Genomic DNA, 19,485 nt, shown 5'->3' with positions numbered 1-19,485 from the left:
AGAATAGAAAGAGTATCAAAAGGTTTTACCGGGGAAATCCGTATATTAGCGCCTGATAACTAAAGGGATTTATTATGGAAACAGCCTTGCTTTTTGTTATTTTGCTATTGATTCTGATTTGGATTAACCTGTATAAAAACCTGCATAAAACACAGACGAAGATTGATGCATTGATGAAAGAGGTGAAGATGCTGAAGGGAGGGCTTGATGTAAAACAACCCGTATCCGAAGCTGTTGTACAAGCCAAAACTCAGGTGGAGGAAAAGACAGTTACTCTTCCTCCGGTGCAAAAGCCGTCTCCGGTGCTAGCGAAGCCTAAAAAGCCTAAGAAAGAACGGACTCCTATTGATTATGAGAAATATATCGGTGAGAATTTATTTGGCAAGATTGGTATCCTGATCCTGGTGATAGGGATGGGATTCTTCGTTAAATATGCGATTGATAAAAACTGGATTAACGAGGTATTGCGTACCCTGCTGGGTTTTGCTGTAGGTGGTGGGCTAATTACGCTTTCGTGGGTATTGAGGAAGAAATATCATGCATTTAGCTCTGTGTTGGCGGGGGGTGGCTTTGCCATTTTCTATGTTACAGTAGCTGTTGCCTATCACTATTATGCCTTGTTCAGCCAAACCGGAGCCTTTATCCTGCTGGTTTTGTTTACTGTTTTGATGAGTGGACTGGCGATATGGTATGATAGGCGCGAACTGGCATTGGTGGCTCTGGTAGGTGGATTTGTCGCTCCTTTCTTAGTAAGCAGTGGCTCTGATAATTACATCACACTATTTAGCTATGTTGTCATCCTGAATATGGGTATGTTCGCCCTCTCCCTGTATAAAAAATGGGGTGAGTTGCCGATTGCCTGCTTCCTGCTTACCTGGCTTACATTTGCCTTGTACATATTAAAGACAGATATGTTGCTTGTCGGCAATGTAAAACTGATTCACTTGCAGATATTTGCCACACTTTTCTATCTTATATTCCAGGCATCTGTGGCTCCGATTGTACGAATTAACCGACAGTCTATCAACCAGCTATTACTGGCTGTTATTATCCTCAACAACTTTATCTTCCTTTATTATGCCCTTACACTTCACTGGCAGATGCATTATGTATCCAATTATGGCGGGGCAATTACTCTCTTTATCGCATTGGTGAATATCGCTACCTTTTTCTGGATACGGAAACGGGGTGAGCGTTTTCCGTTCCTGCTCCAGACCTTCCTTTGGCTGGCATTGACATTTGTGTCTATAACCGTTCCTATCCAGTTGGAAGGCTCGATGATCACGATATTCTGGGCTTCCGAATTAGTGCTTGTTATGCTACTCTATACCCGCTTTCGCCAGAAGGTGTATGAATTCTTTGCTCTTTTACTTTTTGCCCTTACCCTGATTTCTTACCTGTTGGACATTGAGAATGCACTGACGTGGGGCGCCTCTCCCGATAAATCTATGTTTATTAATGGGCTATTCCTGACCGGCTTGTTTACCGGCGGAGCGTGCATGATATCAGCTTACTTGCTGGATCGAGTGAAAGAAGCCCTTCCTGAAAAAGGCTGGATCCGGTTCTCGCCTCATAATGCCATAGCTGTAATAACCGGCACTCTTGTATTTTATGTAGCCTTTATCCTTGAGTTTTACCTCTACATCGGGAATAAGCTGTTTGCGCAGGTATTGATGCGGCTTTTTACAACAATTGTCATCTTCCTGCTCACTTGGTTGTATCATTCGCGCTTTTCTATCTATTCGCATATCAGAGGGTATATGGTGTTGCTGGGAGTTTCCGCTTTGTCGTTTATCAGCCTTTCTAATCTGGTGAATCATGCGTACGACTCCGATGCTATATTGCGTGTATTCCAATGGGCTGCCTTGCTTGTTGTAGTGGCACATGGTATCTATCTGGCCAGCATCTATTATAAGCAAGAAGGATTCGGTAGCAAAACAGCCCGCCGGGTGGCTTTGTATCTCAGTCTGTTATACACGATCATATTGGTGATGACTACTTATAACCTGTTGAGCCTGTTATCCCTTACCGACGAGGCCAATGCCGGATTGTCTATTGCCCTGGGTATTGCCGGGTTTATACAAATGTCTTTGGGTATGAGATTACATCTGAAAACGCTGCGAATGATCAGTTTAGCCACTTTCGGCATCGTATTGTTGAAACTGGTAGTAGTAGACTTGTGGTTGATGCCGACGGTAGGCAAGATTATCGTCTTTATTATCCTGGGAATCATCTTGCTGGTGTTGTCATTCCTTTACCAAAAACTAAAAGCCGTCTTGTTCGATAATGACAAAGACGGCGCAGTAGCAACAAAAGAGGAATTGCCGGAATAAGGTTTATTACAGGATATCGGCTACTTTTTCAAGTGCCATGCCACGCGAACCTTTCAGTAAGATATGGTAACCCTCCAAGGGGGTTGCCTGCAAGGCGGCTATCAGTTCATCGGTTGTTCGATATACCTCAAAGCCTTTTCCCGTCTTACTGAAGCAGTCGCCACAAAGGAAGACTTTTTCAAATTTTCCGGCTTTGACCTTTTCGATAATTTTTGCATGCAAGGCCTCGCTGTCGGCGCCAAGCTCTTTCATATCCCCTAAGATAATTGCTTTGGGAGATACTTCCATTGCTGCAAAATTATCCAATGCAGCCTTCATGCTGTCCGGATTTGCGTTGTAGGCATCGATGATAAGATCGTTCTTTTCCGTTTTCTTCAACTGAGACCGATTGTTTGTCGGTTCATAGGCTGCAATGGCCCGGCTGATACGTTCGGCGGGTATTTTAAAATAACGTCCCACAGCAACAGCTGCCAGTACATTATCCAGGTTGTAGTCGCCTATCAGCTGTGTCTCCACAGTATGTATCTTCCCCTGTTGCTTCCAGTTGAAGGTAAGGACAGGGGTGTTACTTACTACAAGTCCCGAGGCAAAGGCATCTTCGGAAGTTCCGTAGGTTACCTGTTCTATGCCTTTGGCTATAGCCTGCAGCTCTTTATCTTCCTTCTTAATAAAGATCACACCTTTGGTCCGGCGAATATAATCATACAACTCGCCTTTGGTCTTCACTATATTTTCGAAAGAACCGAAGCCTTCCAAGTGCGCATGCCCTACATTGGTAATTATTCCGTAATTAGGCTGGGCTATCTCTGCCAACTCTTTAATATCGCCTACATGGCTGGCACCCATCTCTATAACGGCCAGTTCATGGTCATGATCCAGGCGAAGCAAAGTAAGCGGTACACCAATATGGTTGTTCAGATTGCCTTGCGTATACAGCAAATTAAATTTAGAAGATAAAACAGTCGCCACTAGTTCTTTTGTGGTTGTCTTTCCGTTGGTTCCGGTAATCCCTATAACGGGAATACCCAAAAGCTTACGATGGCGTTGCGCCAACTGTTGTAAGGTTTTCAGGACATCGTCTACCAATATGGTACGTTCGCCTTTGTAATAATCGGGATTGTCTATTACCGCATAATCAGATCCGATAGCTAAGGCTTTTTCCGCAAATTGGTTTCCGTCAAACTTTTCACCCTTCAATGCGAAGAACAAAGATCCTTTCGGACAATTGCGGCTATCTGTCGTGATCTGCGGGTGACGAAGATAAACTTGATATAAATCAGAAATAGTCATAAGGTTAAAAACGTTTTATAATGTACAAATGTAACGGATATTTATTAATTCCGTACTTTTGTGGCTAAATGTTTATAAATTAAATACACGTGGGACAAAGGTCTATCAACATAAAAGGGAACTTACTATCATTGGAAACGCCTGTTGTAATGGGGATATTAAACATTACACCCGATTCATTTTATGCAGGAAGCCGTAAACAAACAGAGAAAGACATTCACGAGCGGATCGAAGCAATCCTGAATGAAGGAGGAGGCATGATTGACATCGGGGGGTATTCATCTCGCCCGGATGCAGCAGAGGTTTCTCCGGAAGAAGAAATGGAACGTCTTGTCTTTGCGTTGAAGATATTGAATGCTCACTATCCGGACGTTATTATTTCGGTAGATACCTTCCGCGCGGCTATTGCCCGCCGCTGTGTAGAAGAGTTCGGAGTAGCCATCATCAACGACATTGCCGGAGGAGAACTGGATAAGGATATGTTTCAAACCGTTGCAGACCTGCGGGTACCTTATATTATGATGCATATGCGCGGAACGCCTCAAACCATGCAGCAATATACCGACTATGAGCACCTTATTATAGATATACGAAAATATTTTGCAGACAAGGTGTATCAGCTTGAATTGCTGGGAGTAAATGATATTATCCTTGATCCGGGCTTTGGCTTCAGCAAAACTATCGATCAGAACTACCGTTTGATGCATTATTTAAAAGAATTTGGTATCTTCGGGCTACCGCTTTTGGTTGGTATCTCACGCAAAGCGATGATATACAGGTTACTCGAAAGCACTCCGTCTGATAGTTTAAATGGTACTTCCGTGTTGAATACCCTGGCATTGATGAATGGTGCCGATATCCTACGGGTACATGATGTAAAAGAAGCCGTGGAAGTAGTAAAGATAGTAAGCAAATATAAAAACGCGCAATAAAGCTATGTGGATGCATATTGGAATAAAAGATGTGATTGATATACTGCTAGTAGCCTTCTTCCTGTATTATGCTTACAAATTAATGAAAAGCTCAGGAACGATGGCTCTTTTCAGCGGGATTATCTCCTTCCTGGTCGTTTGGATACTCGTATCACAGGTTTTAGAGATGAAACTGATGGGCTCTATCCTCGACAAATTGGTGAGTGTAGGGGTAATTGTATTGGTCATATTATTCCAGGATGAAATACGGCGTTTCCTGCTGGCATTGGGCTCTCATAAAGGATGGAAGTTTTTGAACAAATTATTTTTTCGCAGGAATTCCGAAGATGAAAACGAAAAGAAATACATCGCTCCGGTAGTTTTGGCCTGTATGAATATGGCACGTAAAAAGACCGGAGCCTTGATTGTTATTCAGAAAGAGATGGATCTGTCGGTATACGAGCATACCGGAGAGATGTTCAATGCAGATGTAAATGCCCGCCTGATTGAAAATATATTTTTCAAGAACAGTCCCCTGCACGATGGCGCCATGATTATAGCCGACAGCAAGATTAAAGCAGCCGGTTGTATCCTTCCGGTGGCACAAAATGTAGTTATCTCTAAAGATCTGGGACTGCGTCACCGCTCCGGATTAGGAATGTCTTTGGAAACTGATGCGTTGGTGATTATCGTATCGGAAGAACGGGGTAAAATATCAGTTGCCCGACAAGGAAAACTAACGCTCAATATTACTGCTGAAGAACTGCAGCAAATGCTGTCGGAAAATCAATAATTCAGCTTCATCTGTTAAATATTCCAAATCTGTCATATCTGCATGCAAATTCATTTGCATTTTTGCAAACTCGATATTGCATTTTGATTACTTTTGCAGCTGTATTACCATGATAATTATTAAATAATCTAAATTTTCTTCCCAAATGGAATTATTGCAAGAAGTTATTGCACGTGCTAAAGCTAACAAACAGCGCATTGTTCTCCCCGAAGGAACAGAGGAAAGAACACTTAAAGCCGCCGACCGTTTACTGGCCGATCAAGTGGCCGACATCATCTTAATTGGAAATCCTGCCGAGATTAAAAAGCTGGCCAGCGATTTCGGACTGAATCACATTGACAAAGCAACAATCATCGATCCACTTAATTATCCGAAAAAAGATTCGTATGCTGAGTTATTATATCTATTGCGCCAGAAAAAGGGAATGACTCTTGAGAAGGCTTCCACTCTTGCCGAAAATCCATTGTACATAGGTTGCTTAATGATTAAAGCTGGAGATGCCGACGGCGAAATTGCCGGGGCTCTGAACACAACGGGGGATGTACTTCGTCCGGCTCTTCAAATTATAAAAACAGCTCCGGGCATGAGTAGCGTATCAGGTGCTTTCCTGATGTTTACCAAAACGCCTCAATACGGAGAGAACGGACTGTTGGTTTTTGCCGACTGTGCAGTAGTGCCGAACCCTACAGCATCTGAACTGGCGGAAATTGCCGTTGCCACAGGTCGCACCACCCGTGCGATAGCAAATGTAGAACCACGTGTTGCCATGCTGAGCTTCTCTACAAAGGGTAGTGCCTCACATGAAATGATCGACAAGGTGGTAGAAGCTACTCGCCTGGCTAAGGAAATGGAACCGGATCTGAAAATAGACGGAGAACTACAAAGTGATGCAGCTTTAGTTCCTTCTGTCGGAAATAAAAAAGCTCCCGGAAGTGAAATAGCCGGAAAAGCGAATGTACTGGTATTCCCTTCGCTTGAAGTTGGGAACATTGCCTATAAGTTGGTAGAACGTTTAGGAAATGCAGATGCCGTAGGCCCGATCCTTCAGGGAATGGCTGCTCCGGTGAACGATTTGTCACGCGGATGCTCTTCGGATGATATTTACAAAATGGTAGCTATTACTGCCAATCAGGCAATAGCGCTTAAAGCTGCCAAATAAAGAATTATATACAACATGAAGATTTTAGTTTTAAATTGTGGTAGTTCATCTGTCAAATACAAATTGTTTGACATGGACAAGCACGACGTGATGGCCCAGGGAGGCGTTGAAAAACTGGGGCTTCCGGGCTCTTTTCTTAAATTCACATTGCCTGACGGGAAAAAAGTAGTTCTGGAACGTGACTTGCCGGAACATAATGCCGCCATAGAGTTCATATTAAGCGTCTTAACTGGCAAAGAATATGGTTGTATCAGTTCGCTTAACGAAATAGATGCAGTAGGCCACCGGGTGGTTCATGGTGCGGAAGAATTTAGCAGTAGTGTGCTGATAACCTCAGAAGTAATCGGAAAAATGGTAGAATGTATCGATCTAGCTCCACTACATAATCCGCCCAACCTGAAAGGTATCCGGGCTATGCAGACCTTGATGCCCGAAATACCGCAAGTAGGAGTATTCGACACAGCCTTCCATCAGACAATGCCGGATTATGCCTATATGTACGGTCTGCCCTACTCCATGTATAAAAAATACGGTGTACGCCGCTATGGTTTTCATGGAACGAGCCACCGCTATGTATCTGCCCGTGCCTGTGAAGTATTAGGCGTTCCTTACGAAAAGCAACGCATCATAACAGCACACATTGGAAACGGAGGCTCAATTGCAGCTGTAAAGAATGGGAAATCAGTTGACACCTCTATGGGGCTGACCCCTGTGGAAGGTTTACTGATGGGTACCCGTTGCGGAGATATCGACGCCGGCGCTCTTACTTACATCATGGACAAGGATAGCCTGGATGCAAAAGGTATCTCCGATCTGATCAACAAACGAAGTGGTGTATGGGGACTATCCGGTATCTCTTCTGATATGCGTGAAATAGAAGCTGCGGTAGCCGAAGGCGACAAACGTGCTATACTGGCGCTTAAAGTATATAACTATCGGATCAAGAAATACATTGGTGCTTATGCTGCTGCATTAGGCGGAGTAGACATTATTGTCTTCACCGGCGGAGTAGGAGAAAATCAGTGGGCAACACGCGAAGAAGTGTGTCGCGACATGGAATTTATGGGCGTAAAACTGGATGTAGAAAAGAATGATGGTATGCGTGGCGAAGAAATGGTGATCAGTACACCCGACAGCAAGGTTACGGTTATCGTTGTGCCAACAGACGAAGAGTTCATGATTGCTTCCGACACCATGGAAATACTAGGCAAAAAATAAGTACTAATCCTCACAGCTTACACAAACATTAGGATTAGTGTTTGGACTGCTCCGACATCGGTTGGGGCAGTCTTTTTTTATTCTTCTTCAAATTGCTTCAAGGCAAGTGTTTCGCCGTCCCATTCTACATAAGAGAAAAGTTTCATCCAGTCGCCGGCAACAATCAGGCGAGAAGTACGGCTGAGCATCAAATCAAGCATGATATGGCGATGCCCAAAGATAAAGTAGTTGATGTCGGGATGATCTTTCAGGTAGTTTTTAGAGAAATCGACAAGGTATTCGTACGCCTCTCCCTGGTATTCCATTTCTTCTTCTTTTTGGATCCCGCTTTTTCGACTGCTCAACGACCAGCCCAGGGCAAAACCGAATGTCCAGCGGGGATGAATACCAGCATACAGCCATTGGCAGAATTTATTGCGAAATAAGAGGCGCATGAAACGAAATGCCTTGCTGCGATAATCTATTTCATCACCATGCCCCAGAAAGAAACGCTTTCCCAGCAAATCTATGGTTAGCACATCATGATGGATAATTGCGCCTATTTCCTTTGGAAGGTAGTCGAACATCCACACATCATGATTGCCTATGAAAATATGAATTTCTATTCCCAAGTCAGACAACTCCGCCAGTTTTCCTAAAAAACGGACAAATCCTCTAGGAACAACATATTTATATTCATACCAATAATCAAAGACATCGCCCAGTAACCATACCGATGCTGCATCCTGCTTAATGCTGTCAAGCCAGCGCACCAGCTTCTTTTCAACAGCTAAGGGATCTTTATGAAAACGGGCGCCCAAATGAGCGTCCGAAGCAAAATAGATTTTTTTACAGTTTATCTCCATCCTTGGCTATCTTAAAGAAAACCCAGCTCCAGCTTAGCCTCTTCCGACATCATATCCTTATCCCACATCGGGTCGAATACCAGATTAATGTCCACACTCTTCACTCCTTCAACACCCTCCACTTTCATGCGTACATCTTCCAGTATAAAGTCTGCTGCAGGACAGTTCGGTGCAGTAAGCGTCATATCGATACGTACATTTTTTTCTTTATCGACATCTACATTATATATCAAGCCCAGATCATACACATTTACTGGTATTTCCGGATCGTATACGGTCTTAAGTACAGCCACAATGGCCTCTTCTGTCTGAAGAAATTCGTTATTACTCATAATCTCCTTAATTTGAATACAAAAATACGCAATTTTTATTCAACCATCCATAGGAAGGCTTGTGAAAGTACTTGTATAATACCATTTTTAATTGAAAATAATAATATTAAATATACTTATTAATATATAATTTAGATTATATCAAATTATTATACTTATTATATATGAAATTATATTTTAAATTATACATTTAATATACAATATTCAACCATAGAATATAATATGAAATTATTTATATGTAAGTCATTTTATTTTACAAATGAGCAAATATTGTCGGGAGATGAGTGATTTTATTAAGATTATATGGTTAATATATAAATATATCACTAGAAGTAAAATAGAAATTATATACTATCAATATATATTAAAGTAGAATATCTTCCATTTTAATATTAATTATATAATATATCTTATTCTCATTCTATAGATTATTTACATAGGTTATTTCATTATATTATTATCTTTAATTAATTATTGATTATATATTTCCTTCATCAGCATAACTGTAATAAGTGTTATCGGCTATGATGATGTGATCGAGCAATCTTATACCAATCAGACCAGCGGACTCTTGCAAACGTTTGGTTAATGTGTTATCTGCAGCACTTGGAAGGAGATTTCCGGAAGGATGATTATGGCACAAAATGATACCTGAAGCCAACGCATTAATAGCCGCCTTCAAAATCAATCGTAGATCGGCTGCCGTTTCGTTTACGCCTCCCTGGCTTATTTTGATTTTATCTATTACTTTTCCTGATTGGCTGATTAAGGCTACCCACACTTCTTCGTAGGATAAATCGCAAAGGAGTGGCTGAAAAAGCCGGAAAGCATCCATACTACAGGTGATCTTTTCCAGTTTAGCCCTCTCGCTCCCATTCCGCCTCCGTCCCAACTCCATAGCGGCAAGAATAGATACAGCTTTAGCTTCACCGATTCCATTGAAACGGTTTGTCAACTCTTTTATGGAGAGTTTCCCTAAAGAATTCAGATTATTATCTACAGAATGAAGAATACGTTGGGATAATTGAACAGCCGATTCTTTGCTATTTCCCGAGCCAATCAGTATGGCCAGCAATTCGGCGTCACTTAATGAAGAGCCCCCTTTCAGGAGCATCTTTTCACGGGGACGGTCTTCTACCGCCCATTCTTTTATGGAAAGCTTGTTCATAGTTAAGGAAATAAATCGGACTTAATGGACTTAATAAATTCAATGGACTTAGTGGATGTATCCTAATTCATTAAGTATATTAAGTCCATTAAATTCATTAAGCTTTTTGAATTTAGTCTCTTACGCGTCCTACATAAGAACCATCGCGAGTATCGATTTCGATCTTCTCGCCTACATTGATGAACAAAGGAACACGTACTTCGGCTCCTGTTTCAACAGTAGCTGGTTTTAAGGTATTGGTAGCTGTATCGCCTTTTATACCTGGTTCTGTATAAGTTATTTCCAATGTTACATGTGCAGGTAATTCACAGGTGAGGATTGTTTCGCTGGCTGCATGTACCATGGCTTCTACCATATCTCCGTCTTTTAGGAATTGTACGCCGCTAATACCTTCGCCGGGAATGGTTATCTGTTCAAATGTTTCAGGGTGCATGAAATTATATCCCATGTCATCTTTATATAGGAACTGATACGGACGACGTTCGATGCGAACCTCTTCTACTTTTACACCTGAGTTCCAGGTTTTATCAAGTACACGTCCGGTTGTTACATTCTTTAGTTTTGTACGAACAAAAGCCGGACCTTTACCTGGTTTAACATGAAGAAATTCAACTATGAAAAAATATTGGCCGTCAATATCAAGGCACATTCCATTTCTAAAATCAGCAGTAGTTGCCATATGAATTCTATATTTATTTAATTATTAAGTTGTTACAGAAGCATTATTGTTTACAGTGTACAAAGATACATAAAATCCATAAAAAATCCCCACTCTGCAAGGAACACAAAAAACCTTACAGGAGTGGGGAAGTATATTTACAAAGGTCAATTAGGGCTAATTCACTACAAAAGAAGCTTTCAGGCCTTCCTGACTATGAGGGCCTACCCACAGATTGAAGTTACCTGCTTCTACCACTTTTTTCATGTCTATGTTATAGAAAGCCAGCTCTTCAACAGGCAGGGTGAATGTAAGCGTCTTTTTCTCTCCGGCTTTCAGACTGATGCGTTCAAAACGTTTCAGCTCTTTTACCGGACGGGTTACGGATGCAAAGCAATCTTGCGTGTATAGTTGAGCAATCTCGGTAGCATCATGCTTCCCTGTGTTAGTGATGTCAATAGTAACCGTAAGCACATCTGTCGGTTTTAATGTTCCGGCAGAGAGTGCCAGGTTGCTGTATTCAAAGGTAGTGTAGGAAAGGCCGTAACCAAACGGATACAATGGATCGAAGCCTGCATCCAGGTGAAAAGAAGTATTACCCAGTGAAGTCTGTCCTGCTTCCAATGGGATATCTGCCAACATTGTTTCGTTTCCCTGATAAGGGCGTCCCGTATTGTTGTGTGCATAATACATAGGGGTTTGTCCTGCATTCTTGGGGAATGTAACGGGCAGTTTTCCACTGGGAACTGCTTTCCCAAATAACAAATCAATAATAGCAGGACCACCCATTGTTCCGGGATGGAAATTATATAATACAGCCTGCGAATGTTCTACATCCCGCCCGATTGTAAGCGGACGACCTGCCATTACAACTGTAACTACCGGTTTGCCGGTCTTTGCAACAGCCTCAATCAGTTCGCTTTGTGCACCTTGCAGGTGTAAGTCCGTCAAACTATGTGCTTCGCCCGACAGAATAGATTCTTCACCTACAAAAATCAACGCAACATCCGCATTGCGAGCTGCAGCTACAGCTGCCGGAATACCTGCCGTACTCTTATCGCGACTATATTCCGTACCTTTCGCATACAGGATGCGAATTTTATCTCCATAAGCAGCTTGTAATGCTTTCAGCGGAGTTTGCGTATAGTTCTTGTCGCCATCAAATACCCAGGTGCCCATTTGGTCATGCGGTGCATCAGCCATCGGGCCTATAACGGCGATTGTTTTTACTTGTTCGTTCAGAGGGAGAGTCGCCTTTTCGTTCTTCAATAAAACAGCCGATTCAATAGCTGCCTGCTTTGCTTTTTGCAGATGCTCTTCCGCATACAATACCGATGGGCTGTTGATATCTACAAATGGGTTTTCAAACAAGCCCAGACGGAATTTGATTCGCAGAATGTTGCGCACGGCATTGTCTATTGTTGCCATTTTCACCTTTCCTTCGTCCAGCAACTCTTTGAGGTATTTGGTATAGGTAGGGCTTACCATTTCCATGTCTACACCGGCATTTACAGCTTTTTCGGCTGCTTCTTTTTCGTCTTTGCAGAAGCCATGAGGTATCATTTCACGAATGGATTCCCAGTCCGAAACAACAAAGCCATCAAACTGCCACTCCTTCCGCAATACCTGATCCAGAATGAATTTATTACCGGAAGAGGGTACTCCGTCGTTATCATTAAAGGATGTCATAAAGGTAGCTGCACCTGCTCTTACTGCTGTTTCAAAAGACGGCAGATACACATTACGCAATGTTCTTTCCGGAATAAAAGTAGAATTATAATCCTTTCCGGCTTCGGCAGCTCCGTATCCTACAAAGTGCTTCGGACAGGCTGCAATCGCTGTCCGGCCAGACAAATCCTCACTCTGAAAACCTTTAATCATGGCAGCTCCCAATACGGAAGTCAGATAAGGATCTTCTCCCAGACTCTCGGCTATACGTCCCCAGCGAGGATCGCGGGCGATGTCTATCATCGGGGCAAAAGTCCAGTTAATTCCACAGGAAGCAGCTTCTATGGCAGCTACCCGGGCTCCATCCTCTACCAACTGAGGGTTAAAAGAGGCTGCCTGTCCCAAAGGAATAGGGAAAATCGTTTTAAAACCATGTATAACATCCCGTCCAACAATCAGAGGGATCTTCAAACGGCTTTCTTCCATAGCTACTTGCTGGAGAGCATTGATTACTTCGGGATTGGTCAGATTTAATACAGAACCTATTTCTCCTTTCTTTACAAGTTCCTGCATCTTGCCACTATTATCAAAAGAGCTGATCTGGTACATTTGTCCGATCTTCTCTTCCAATGTCATCTGTTTCAACAAGGCCTCTATCCTTTTTTCAACGTCATTATCCTTAGCGCTAACAACGGCAGAAGTTTTGTTTTCACAAGACAGCAAAAGAATTGAGATCATGCATATGGCGATAGTTATTATATTTCTCATTATTATATACTTTGCTTTATATCTTGGTTTCTTTACTCAAAAAAAGACAGGCCCGCCCGTTTCTGTCTTCCCACAGAAGAGCAGGCCTGTCGTGACAGTATTTATTAACCTTAAACAATCTTTCAGCGCGGGCTTGATGTCAGCAGGTAATGCCAGCTGATTCCACCCGGTAAAAAGACTATATGCATATCTGTTTCTGTCAGAGAAACAATTTTGTATCTGCCATTTGTAACGGCTCCTTCATTCACGGCATAAGCAGGGAAAGCATTGCTCAACACCAACCAGTTTTCGCCGTTTTCAGTAGTAATAGCCCAACCGGCATCAGTAGATGGCTTATAATGTGTTGTCACAAACGAACCGGAAGAATCTCCGTCGGGGAACAAAGAAGCTGTAGATTCATTCATCAACGAAGCTCCCTTGTTGTCTAAAACCATCTGTTGCTCAGGGTTCAGAATGAAAGTAATATCATCATCATACAACGCACTATTCAATTCAAACGGAGCCGGGTTCCACCAGTTATTGGTAGATGAACCTTCTTCTCCACAACCAACATGGCCTTCTACTTCACCCTTGATACGCCAGGTCTTTCCGTTCGGAGCATCACAACCACCAGTCAACAGTTTAAACAATTTGTTTTCACAGATAGAAGGGTCTGTTTCCGTAACAGTAAACGGTATCTGTACAGCTTCCGAAATACCGGCTTTATTATACACTTGAACGTTTAATACATAGTTATTTGCCCAAGAAATACTCTGCGAAAACTCCAGAACACCTGTTTTATTGATAGATGCTTCAGGACAAGTAAAGATACCCACACAATTAGGGGTTGTTAAAGCAAAGTGGAATAAGTTGGGATCAGATGTATCCGGCGTCACACTTACTTTAATATCTCCGGCTGCAACAACATTTCCTAAGTTTTTCAAGCCATCTTCCTGTGGATCACAAGAAGAGAAGTTTACCAGCAGAAGTGCAGCGAATAATATATTGATTATCTTTTTCATACGAATAAATTAAAAGAAATTAATATGGATTTTGTTTTAACTCGAACTCACCCAAACCAGATGTTTTGTCTATTTCACCCTGAGGTATCGGGAGGTATTTGTCGGTTGCTTCGCTCCATGTACGGGTTGATGAGTATTCCGCATTACTTTCGGTCAATACCTTCGGAGCATCTCCCCAACGTACCAAATCCCAATAGCGAAGACCTTCGCCCATAAATTCCAGACGACGTTCTTTCTTTATATTTTCTAATGTAGCTGTAACCTTATTCTGCTCAAACTTGTCACCAAAAGCTCTTTTACGTACAGCGTCCAGGTATGTCTGAGCCGATTGAGCTCCAGATGCAGTAGCACCACCCACCAATAGCTCTGCTGCATTCAGATAGGTTTCTGCCAAGCGGAAGATACGCAGGTTATTATCAAAGTTCAGGTCGTTAGCCCCTGATATTACTACGTTACACTCTTTGCGTGCAGCATATTTGCGCATGAAATAGCCTGTATCCTGGAAGCGTTTGCCATACTCTACAGAAGTCCAGTCGTTGATACTGGCTGCTCTACGGGTATCATCGGCAGCATACATATCATAAGCCGCTTTTCGTACCGGGCCAAATCCCCATCCTCCGATAAAGACACCATCCGGATCGGTAAATGAGTTGGGAGATATAAAGGCAGGAAGGTTCGTTCCGTAGCCACCCCATGAGTTGCTCCAGTCTTTTCCTTCCGGACGTTGGTTGCTTTCAAAGATTGATTCTTTGCAGAACTCACCTGACGGCAGGAATACATCTTCCAGGTTATCCATCAATCCGTATGCCGGGTTGTTGATAATTTCTACCATGTCTGCCAATACCTGATTGTACATAGACTGGTCTTTCTGATACATCACAACACGTGCTCTCAACATCTGAGCCATTGCCTTGGTTACACGTCCTGCTTCAGCACCCGAAACGGCAGAAGGTAATTTATCTCCTGAAATAGCAAATTCCAGGTCTTCCATGATTTCTTTATAGACTTCGTCGGCAGTATATTGTTTTGCCAGATAAGGATCAGGTAATTCTCCTTCGAAGTAAGGTACATTCCCCCACATTTTCCACAGGTAATGCACATAGTAAGCACGTAAGGCATGTGCTTCGGCTGAGAAACGGTTGATCTGTGCTTCCGTTCCGTCTGTTGCCTGTTCGCATGACAGGATGATACCATTGGTACGGCTCAAGCCGGTATAATAGATATTCCACAAGCCACTTGGTACGTCCGACGGATTGTTTTCAAACAATGACAGGAAGTACAGACCTGCCTGGTCATTGGCATCACCACCCCCTTTATAGAGGTCGTCCGAGCGCAAGTCACCCATCAGCACAACACTGTTGTAGCTTCCATTTGCATAGTTGTCGAATAGAAGGATCTGATAAGCAGAAGCCAAACTTTGTTCTATCGTTTGAACGGAGGCAGGAGCTCCGGCTTCCAGCTTGTCGGAAGACTTCACTGTCAGAAAATCGTCTCCACAGGAAGAGACACTCAGCATAACTGTCCCTGCAATGATATATTTTAGAATGTTCTGTTTCATTGTTAGTCAATTTTAAGATTAGAAAGAAATACTTGCTCCGAAAGTAATCGTACGGGCTTGTGGATAGTTACCTTTGTCTACACCAAAGTTTCCTTCCCCGATTTCAGGGTCAAAGCCGTCTTTATAACCGGTGAACGTAAGCAGGTTTTCTGCTCCGACAAACAGTCTGAGATTGTCAATTCCCGCCTTGTTGATGATATTTCTCGGAATGGTATATCCAAGTTGGATGTTCTTCAAACGTACATAGTTACCGTTTTTCACATAGATATCAGAGGCACGCCAGTTACGGTTGGTATCTACCGATGTTACACGCGGAAGTTTGTCAGACGTACCAGGTCCGGTCCATCTGTCCATAATCCAGGCTGGGCGGTTTGCTCCGGCAATATCCGCACGTTGTGAGATATCAAAGATATCAACACCTAATACTCCCTGGAAGAACATATACAGGTCGAAGCCTTTATATTCGGCATTCAATGTCAAACCATATGTCCAGTCGGGCACACCACGACCAATCTTCGTCCGGTCGTTATCATCTATAATATCATCATCGTTCAAGTCCTTGAAGCGCACGTCTCCCGGAACAGCTGATGTTTTATACTTTGCGTTATAGGCATCTGCTTCAGCTTGTGTTTGCAGGATTCCGTCTGTTTTCCAACCATAGAAGTAAGGATAATCTTTCCCGTTTTCAGAACGAATAAAGTCGTCTACTCCGGCTGCACCCGAGCCACCTGTCATTTCCTGTCCGGCAGGAACACCTATATCAATCAATGTTGTTTTTGCATAAGAAGCATTTCCTTTGATATCGAATACGAAGTCGGATACATTAAAGCGGTAGCCCAGGTCGAACTCAAGCCCCCAGTTTTCCATCTTTCCTGCATTGGTATAAGGAGCCGAACGTCCTACATAAGTAGGGATAGGTAACAGCTTCAACATACCGTCGGTTTTCTTCTTGAAATAATCGAAAGTGAAAGTCAGTGCATGGTTGAAGAAACGCATATCCACACCTATATCGGTTTGTTTGGATTCTTCCCACTTCAGGTCGGGGTTAGCCAAACGACCACCACTTACACCATACTGCATGTATTCTGAGTTTCCGGTTCCGAAATAATAGTTCTGTCCACCATCCATCAAACTGGCATAGGCAAATGCATCGATCTTATCGTTACCATTTATACCCCAGCTACCACGCAGCTTCATGTAGTTGAACCATTCGGGACGGCCTTCCATAAAGGCTTCATTTGTAACATTCCAACCGGCAGATACAGATGGGAAAGTACCCCATTTGTTGTTCGATCCGAACTTGTCGGAACCGTCACGGCGAACCGTTGCCTGAATCATATAACGTTCGTCGAAGTTATAGTCTACACGTCCGAAGTAAGACGCAAATGTACTCTGATTGGTATAGCCTGATGTTCTTTCGCGCTCACGATCTGCAATGGCTGAGTTAATCGTAGCCATATAAGGGTCGTATGACAGCATATCATAGTCTGTACCTTGTAGTTGGCGGGTATTATTCTTCCGTCCGGACTGTCCGGCCATCAAACCGATATTATGTTTTCCGTTGATTGTTTTATTATACGTGAATACGTTTTCTACCTGCCAGGTGAAACCTCTGTTCATCTGCGAGCTTACACTTGTATCATAGCTGTTTTCCAAGCGGTTCATCTGTGATAAATAGAATGGGAAAGAGTAAGAATCTTCGCCCCAGAAAGCAAGGTCTACACCATAACTGCTCTTAAACTTCAGTCCTTCAAAGATATCTACTTCGGCAAAGAATGTACCGATAATCTTATCCTCATTGTGTTTTGTCCGTTGCGGTCTGTTCATCAAGGCTACCGGATTTACAATTTCCTGGAATCCGGAAGGAGACAAAGAAAATACATTTCCGTTCTTGTCGGTTACAGCATGCGGATGAGCAGCCAGTATTTCTGCAGCTTCTGCTTCCGAAGCATATACACCTAATAGTGGAGATATAACAAGCGCACTACCCAGTACAGAACCGAACTCTGAGTTGGCTCCACCCGGAACATAGGTAGACTTACCTCTTGAATAACTCAGGTTGCTGCCAACCGTTACTTTATTCAGGAACGATCTTTCTTTCTGGGCGTTTAATACCTCGTAGCTATTGTTGGAACGGATTGTCCAGCGGTCGTAATTCGATACATTATAGTTACCGCCAATGATGCCTTCCTGGTCGAAATAGCCTAATGACAGATAATAGCTGCCCTTTTCGCTACCGCCGGAGATATTCACCTGGTGGTTCATGATCGGTGCATTGTCATTGAACACCTCATCTTGCCAGTCTGTGCTGGTGATCTGTCCGTTGCGGGCTGCGCTGATCTGATCTTGTGAGTACAGCATAGCGCCACCACCATTCAGGCTCATTTCATTCCGGTAGATCATATACTGCTCGGCATTCAATACGGTTTTCTTTTTCCAGGGATTCTGAAGCCCGTAACTGAAATCATAGGTAATACGGGCTTTGCCTGTTTTCCCGCTCTTTGTGGTAACCAATACTACACCATTGGCAGCACGTGCACCATACACAGCAGCAGAAGCAGCGTCCTTTAAAATCTCTACAGACTCAATATCTGCAGGGTTCAGGTTGCGGATACCTCCGTCTACAGCCATACCGTCTATAATGTATAAAGGGTCGCTGTTGTTTACGGTTCCGATACCACGGATACGTACTTTGGCATCCGTACCGGGCTGTCCCGACAAGGTAGTTACCTGCACACCGGATACCTGTCCTTTCAGTATATTCTCTATACGGTTTGGAGTCAGTTTACCCAAGTCTTCAGCCTTCACACTACTGATAGCAGCTGTTACTACACTTTTCTTTTGCACACCATAACCTACTACTACTACTTCGTCGAGTAATTCGGTATCTTCATGAATAGAAATATTCATTACGCGAGAGGCATCGGCTTTTAGTTCAAGCGGTTTGAAGCCTACGTACGTGATGGATAAGGTACTCCCTGCGGGAGCTGATAACACGAACTGACCATCCATATCGGTCATCGTTCCGTTTGTAGTTCCTTTCACTACAACATTCACACCTGGTAGCGGGAAATTGTCAGATCCCGAAACCACTACACCTTTTATCTGCACATTTTGAGCAACTACAGAAAAGGTTGCACATAATAAGAGAAGGGTTGTAAATAGATTTCTCATGAATTACTAATTTAAGATTGACATATTAATATCTTGCCGCAAATTTAAAGGACCGATACAATTGATAACATAAATTTACCCATTCCCGAATACGTTAAGCAGGGAAAAAGAATACGTCAAAAACTCGTCAAAATTTCAGATTTTGCTAATTATCAATGGATTGGTTAAATGTAAGGTTTACGTCAAAAATCAAGTTCTTCGATTGGATTCCAAAAAATAGTTTTCCAGTTTTGGATTTTGTTATTATTAACAATAACGTCTTCTGCGCTTAATAATTCCTGCATAAGGGTAGGCGTTTCAAAGCAATCTTTGCCTGACAATAGCCCCTGACTGTTCACCACCCGGTGAGCCGGAATGTCTTTGGAGGGACATTCGCCCATGATTCTCCCTATCATACGCGACTGGTTCGGATAGCCTACAGCCTTGGCTATAGCACCATAGCTGGTAGCCCTGCCACGGGGTATCAGCCTCACAATTTCATAAACAGCTTCAGACAAAGATTCTTTCATGCTTCAAAAATAATATTCTATTTGAGAAAAAGTTTCAACCGGATGAGAATAAATTCTCACGCCTAAAAAATATTTGAGAATAAAGACATTTTTTAGATGT

General features: G+C 42.8%; 15 protein-coding genes. 5 read left to right on the top strand and 10 right to left on the bottom strand.

The window, feature by feature from the left end:
- The first annotated feature begins 74 nt into the window (after window positions 1–74).
- Window positions 75–2,333: a DUF2339 domain-containing protein gene (locus M2470_RS08700; RefSeq protein ID WP_280744484.1), complete on the top strand. Its 2,259-nt coding sequence runs from the start codon at window positions 75–77 to the stop codon at window positions 2,331–2,333.
- A 6-nt stretch (window positions 2,334–2,339) separates the two neighbouring features.
- Here M2470_RS08700 and murF read toward each other — a convergent pair whose 3' ends face one another.
- Window positions 2,340–3,623: a UDP-N-acetylmuramoyl-tripeptide--D-alanyl-D-alanine ligase gene (gene murF, locus M2470_RS08695; RefSeq protein WP_280744485.1), complete on the bottom strand. Its 1,284-nt coding sequence runs from the start codon at window positions 3,621–3,623 to the stop codon at window positions 2,340–2,342.
- Between the two features lie 89 nt (window positions 3,624–3,712).
- Between murF and folP the strand changes: the two genes are divergently transcribed.
- From folP to M2470_RS08675, 4 genes are all read left to right on the top strand, one after another.
- Window positions 3,713–4,555: a dihydropteroate synthase gene (gene folP / locus M2470_RS08690; protein WP_280744486.1), complete on the top strand. Its 843-nt coding sequence runs from the start codon at window positions 3,713–3,715 to the stop codon at window positions 4,553–4,555.
- A gap of 4 nt (window positions 4,556–4,559) precedes the next feature.
- Window positions 4,560–5,327 carry a diadenylate cyclase CdaA gene (gene cdaA, locus M2470_RS08685; protein ID WP_280744487.1) on the top strand — a complete coding sequence of 256 codons (768 nt, stop codon included), beginning with the start codon at window positions 4,560–4,562 and terminating at the stop codon, window positions 5,325–5,327.
- A 145-nt stretch (window positions 5,328–5,472) separates the two neighbouring features.
- Window positions 5,473–6,486, top strand: coding sequence for a phosphate acetyltransferase (gene pta / locus M2470_RS08680; protein WP_280744488.1), 1,014 nt, complete (start codon window positions 5,473–5,475; stop codon window positions 6,484–6,486).
- A 15-nt stretch (window positions 6,487–6,501) separates the two neighbouring features.
- A complete protein-coding gene (locus M2470_RS08675; RefSeq protein ID WP_280744489.1) occupies window positions 6,502–7,704 on the top strand; it encodes an acetate kinase in 1,203 nt (400 codons plus the stop codon).
- 77 nt (window positions 7,705–7,781) lie between these two features.
- Here the strand turns inward: M2470_RS08675 and M2470_RS08670 are convergent, their stop codons facing one another.
- The 9 genes from M2470_RS08670 to M2470_RS08630 form a co-directional block, all read right to left on the bottom strand.
- Window positions 7,782–8,549, bottom strand: a complete 768-nt coding sequence (locus M2470_RS08670) for a UDP-2,3-diacylglucosamine diphosphatase (protein ID WP_280744490.1) — start codon at window positions 8,547–8,549, stop codon at window positions 7,782–7,784.
- Between the two features lie 11 nt (window positions 8,550–8,560).
- On the bottom strand, window positions 8,561–8,881 hold the full coding sequence (locus M2470_RS08665) for an iron-sulfur cluster assembly protein (protein WP_280744491.1): 321 nt from the start codon (window positions 8,879–8,881) through the stop codon (window positions 8,561–8,563).
- Window positions 8,882–9,359: 478 nt separating this feature from the next.
- Entirely contained in the window at window positions 9,360–10,049 is a 690-nt protein-coding gene (radC, locus tag M2470_RS08660) for a DNA repair protein RadC (RefSeq protein ID WP_280744492.1), read from the bottom strand.
- Window positions 10,050–10,161: 112 nt separating this feature from the next.
- Window positions 10,162–10,728, bottom strand: a complete 567-nt coding sequence (gene efp / locus M2470_RS08655) for an elongation factor P (RefSeq protein ID WP_280744493.1) — start codon at window positions 10,726–10,728, stop codon at window positions 10,162–10,164.
- Window positions 10,729–10,884: 156 nt separating this feature from the next.
- Window positions 10,885–13,143: a beta-glucosidase BglX gene (gene bglX, locus M2470_RS08650; RefSeq protein ID WP_280744494.1), complete on the bottom strand. Its 2,259-nt coding sequence runs from the start codon at window positions 13,141–13,143 to the stop codon at window positions 10,885–10,887.
- 122 nt (window positions 13,144–13,265) lie between these two features.
- On the bottom strand, window positions 13,266–14,144 hold the full coding sequence (locus M2470_RS08645) for a hypothetical protein (protein ID WP_280744495.1): 879 nt from the start codon (window positions 14,142–14,144) through the stop codon (window positions 13,266–13,268).
- Between the two features lie 19 nt (window positions 14,145–14,163).
- Window positions 14,164–15,702: a RagB/SusD family nutrient uptake outer membrane protein gene (locus tag M2470_RS08640; protein ID WP_280744496.1), complete on the bottom strand. Its 1,539-nt coding sequence runs from the start codon at window positions 15,700–15,702 to the stop codon at window positions 14,164–14,166.
- 18 nt (window positions 15,703–15,720) lie between these two features.
- Complete coding sequence (locus M2470_RS08635; protein WP_280744497.1) at window positions 15,721–18,876, bottom strand: TonB-dependent receptor; 3,156 nt, start codon at window positions 18,874–18,876, stop codon at window positions 15,721–15,723.
- Between the two features lie 182 nt (window positions 18,877–19,058).
- The gene (locus M2470_RS08630; protein WP_280744498.1) at window positions 19,059–19,385 is read right to left on the bottom strand and encodes an MGMT family protein; all 327 of its coding nucleotides are present in this window, start codon (window positions 19,383–19,385) and stop codon (window positions 19,059–19,061) included.
- Between the last annotated feature and the right edge of the window lie 100 nt (window positions 19,386–19,485).

The sequence above is a fragment of the Parabacteroides sp. PH5-46 genome, assembly GCF_029892785.1.
In the GTDB taxonomy this organism is placed as follows: Bacteria; Bacteroidota; Bacteroidia; order Bacteroidales; family Tannerellaceae; genus DFXE01.
The sequence above is the reverse complement of the archived record's forward strand: the minus strand, read 5'-3'. Positions and strand labels throughout refer to the sequence as shown.